This window comes from Thermodesulfobacteriota bacterium, assembly GCA_040755095.1.
Classification (GTDB): Bacteria; Desulfobacterota; Desulfobulbia; order Desulfobulbales; family JBFMBH01; genus JBFMBH01.
This window is the reverse complement of record JBFMBH010000220.1, coordinates 1-3,518: the sequence shown is the minus strand read 5'-3', so window position 1 is coordinate 3,518 and position 3,518 is coordinate 1. Positions and strand designations below refer to the sequence as shown.

5 protein-coding genes are annotated in these 3,518 nt (G+C 66.3%); 1 reads left to right on the top strand and 4 read right to left on the bottom strand.

Annotation, left to right across the window (positions count from 1 at the left end; translation table 11 throughout):
* The coding region (locus AB1634_18990; protein ID MEW6221598.1) for an MBL fold metallo-hydrolase at positions 1–588 on the top strand (588 nt) is incomplete at its 5' end.
* Between the two features lie 118 nt (positions 589–706).
* Here AB1634_18990 and AB1634_18985 read toward each other — a convergent pair.
* The 4 genes from AB1634_18985 to AB1634_18970 form a co-directional block, all read right to left on the bottom strand.
* Entirely contained in the window at positions 707–1,312 is a 606-nt protein-coding gene (locus tag AB1634_18985) for a PqiC family protein (protein MEW6221597.1), read from the bottom strand.
* Positions 1,309–2,328 (bottom strand): MlaD family protein, encoded by a 1,020-nt coding sequence (locus AB1634_18980; protein MEW6221596.1) that lies wholly within the window; start codon positions 2,326–2,328, stop codon positions 1,309–1,311. The genes AB1634_18985 and AB1634_18980 overlap by 4 nt, the downstream gene beginning before the upstream one ends.
* Positions 2,325–3,080 carry an ATP-binding cassette domain-containing protein gene (locus AB1634_18975; protein MEW6221595.1) on the bottom strand — a complete coding sequence of 252 codons (756 nt, stop codon included), beginning with the start codon at positions 3,078–3,080 and terminating at the stop codon, positions 2,325–2,327. Before AB1634_18975 ends, AB1634_18980 begins: the two co-directional genes overlap by 4 nt.
* Before the next feature lies 1 nt (position 3,081).
* Positions 3,082–3,518: ABC transporter permease (locus AB1634_18970; protein MEW6221594.1), on the bottom strand; the 437-nt coding region annotated here is incomplete at its 5' end.

The window sequence follows — 3,518 nt, the reverse complement described above, 5'->3', positions numbered from 1 at the left end:
GCCCGCAAAACCCAGCTTTACTGTCATGCCGGGGTGGTACAGCCCCGCTACGCCATGCGGAACGGGACGGCAAAAACGATCCGCATGCCGCGCGACTCCATGGCCGCCATTGATAAGCTGCCGGAAGAGAATCTTCACTGGACATCCAGGGCGCGGCTGGTTGCCAGGGGGATCGGCCTCACCGGCCCCATCCCGCGCGAGACAGACTACGAAGACCCCGGCGGCCCCTTCTTCCTTGATCGCCAGGGACGGCGGGCGGATCCCATTGACGACGACCTTGCCCTCTGGATGCCGACTGCCCAGGGGCTGGTTGTCTGTGTCGGCTGCTGCCATGCCGGGATCGTCAACACCCTCAACCATGTCTTCCGCCTGAGCGGCACGAACAGACTGCGCGCCCTGATCGGCGGCTTTCACCTGCTGGACGCAGGCGAGGAGCGGCTCGAACAGACCGTGGCCGCCCTGCGCTCCTGCGCCCCGGAACTGGTGGTGCCGTGTCACTGCACCGGCGAAAAAGCCATGCAGATGCTGACCTCCGCCCTGGACAACCGGGTTGTTCCCGGCCGGGCCGGGGCAGGATACGAGTTCTGAAGAAGGCCATAGCGCAGGTCCGCCCCTCTCGCAACGCTACTTCCATGTAGAGGATGGCCGGCTGCAAACGCAATCACCGGCCGGCTCGGGAAAACACCCAAACCCGCGGCGACAGATCTCACTCCCTGCCCGGGGCCAGCCGCCGCAGTTCGTCGGCGATCTCCCGGCTCAGACGAAACAGCGCTTCGCTTTCGCTGCGGACCAGGGCCTCGAAATCATGGGTGGCGGTGGGAACGGTGATGGCGGTGCGACGCGGCGCGGCCCCCCCGCCGTTGACCGACCAGTTGGCGAGGAGATGCACCGCGTCATCCGGGCCGGCGTCAAAGCGCAGCACCTCAACCCGGACCTGATAGCCCGGCGCCTCGCTCTTTTGCCAGGGGTAGGTCAGAATGCGGCTGGGGTGCAGCCGGGCCGCCAGGTTTTCGGCCAGTACCCGCACCACATTGCCGGCCAGCGGCTCGGCCCAGCGGTGGGTATCGGCGGCCGCCAGGCGGTTGTCCGAGACGCGGAAAACGATCTGGGGCCGGTCCAGGTAGTCGGGCAGGGTCACCGGCCCCAGGCCGATCACCATGCTCCGCCCGGTTCCTCCGGCTGACGAGTCATCCGGCGCCAGGGCGGAGAGCAGATAGAGCCTCGTTTCAGGTCTCGCCGCGCAGCCGGCAAGCAGGGCGGCAAAAATCAATACCAGGGCAAGGGCCAGCCTTTGCCGCCACCATCCTTTCATGGTCTCTCCTCCATTGCCTTTTTCCCCCGCAGCAGGGATTGGGGCTGCTGTTCCAGGGTTTCGGCCAGCACCCGCAGACTGCGGGCCGCCTTGGTCAGTTCCTGCAGGGCGGCATTGAGATGCGCCACCTGCGGCGAGTCCTCCCCGGCAACAGCGCCCACCGCCAGGGCGGCGCTTTTAAGTTCCTCGGCCGCCCTGGTCAGACTGGCAAACACCGGGGCGTCGGGGCTGGCCAGCACCTTCACGCTGTCAGCCGCGGCCCCCAGCCGGTTGAAGGCCGCCTGGGCGACCATCAGGGTCTGCTGCAGCTCGGCCAAGTCCCCGCGCAGCGCCGCCATGGTGGGTTGCGTCTCGGCGTCCAGCCTGGTGACCAGCAGGTCCAGATGGGCCAGGGCCGCTTCCAGCCGGCGGGGAATCTCGCGGGTGGCCGGGTCGGCGAGAAGATTGTCTATAAAGTCGCTGGTGGCCTCTGCCGCGGAGAAAAACTTGTCCCAGGGCAGGCTTTCCAGCCTGGCGGTGAGTTCCTGCACCGGGGTCGGGATGGAGGGGATCTCACTCACGTCCGGGTCGGTGGCGACAAAGACCGCCGGCTTTTCCGGGTGGAAATCAAGATCAACGTAAAGCTGACCGGTGAGCAGGCTCTGGATGCGGAGCTGGCCGCGCAAGCCGCGCTCCACCAGGCCTTTGAGGGTGACGCGTTTGCCGAGATCAATCTCTTCGCCGGCCCGGGAGCGCACCACGTTGGGCTCGACCTCGATGGTGACCACCACCGTGAACCGGCCGTTGCGTTCGTCAAGCCCGAGCTGGATCTGCTTCACCGTTCCCACCTTCACCCCCAGGAACAGCACCGGGGCGCCGATCTGCAGGCCCTGGGCCGCGCCTTCGAAATAGATGACATGCCGGGGCCGTTCCTGGAAGACCTGGCCCCCGGCCACCAGCAGCACGGTCACCACGGCAAGGGTCACGGCGCCGAACACAAAGGCGCCGATCAGCGTTGGGCTGGCCCGCCTGCTCATGGGCGCACCTCCCCCCGCGACAGAAACCGCCGCACGCTGGCCGCGCCGTGCTCCAGGGCCGTGCGCGGATTGCCCGTGGCAATCATGGTGTGGCGGTCGGTGTCGAGGAAAATGGAATTGTTGCCGATGGTGAGGATGCTGGCGATGTCGTGGGTGATCACCACGATGGTGGTGCCCAGGCTGTTGCGCAGCTCCATGATGAGATCGTCGAGCCGGCGGGCCGTGAGCGGGTCCAGTCCCGAGGAGGGCTCGTCGATGACCAGGATCTCCGGGTCAAGGGCCATGGCCCGGGCAATGCCGGCCCGCTTGCGCATGCCCCCCGACAGTTCCGAGGGATAGAACTCCTCGAAGCCGGCCAGCCCCACCAGGGCGAGCTTGAAGGAGACCACCTCGTTGATCTTGTCCGCCGGCAGGGCGGTGTATTCGCCAATCGGCAGGGCCACGTTCTCGGCAATGGTCAGCGAACTCCACAGCGCCCCGCCCTGGAAGAGGACGCCGAGCCGCCGTTTCATGCGCTCCCGCTCCTCCGGCTCGGCGTTCCAGAAATCCTCGCCGTGGTAGAAGACCTCTCCCCTGGCCGGACGCTGCAGCCCGATGAGATGCCGCATCAGCGTCGTCTTGCCGCAGCCGTTGCCGCCCATGATGACGAAGATGTCCCCGCTGTTCACCGTAAAGCTCAGGTCCCGCTGGACCACGAAATCCCCGTAGGCCATGGTCAGGTCGCGGACCTCGATGTGTGGCGCATTGTTCATGTCAGATACCCAGCCGGTAAAAGATGATGGTCATGAGCGAGGCGGTGATGGTGATCAGCAGAATGCCGGTGACCACGGCCGAGGTGGCGGCCCGGCCCACCGCCTCGGCGTTCCTGCCGCACTGGATGCCGCGCAGGCAGCCGGAAAAGGCCACCATGCCGCCGTAGACCGTGCCCTTGGAAAGCCCCACAAAAAAATGCTTCAACTCCAGGGCCCGCAGGGTTTCGGTGTAATACTCGAACATGCCGATGTCGAAAATGGCGGCCGAGACGAGGAGCCCGGCGAGCATGCCGACAAAACTTGCGTAGAGGGTGAGCAGCGGCACCATGAGCATCAGCGCCAGCATGCGCGGCAGCACCAGGAAATCGACCTGGGAGATGCCCAGGGTGCGGAAGGCGTCGATCTCCTCGTTCACCTGCATGGTGCCGAGCTGGGCGG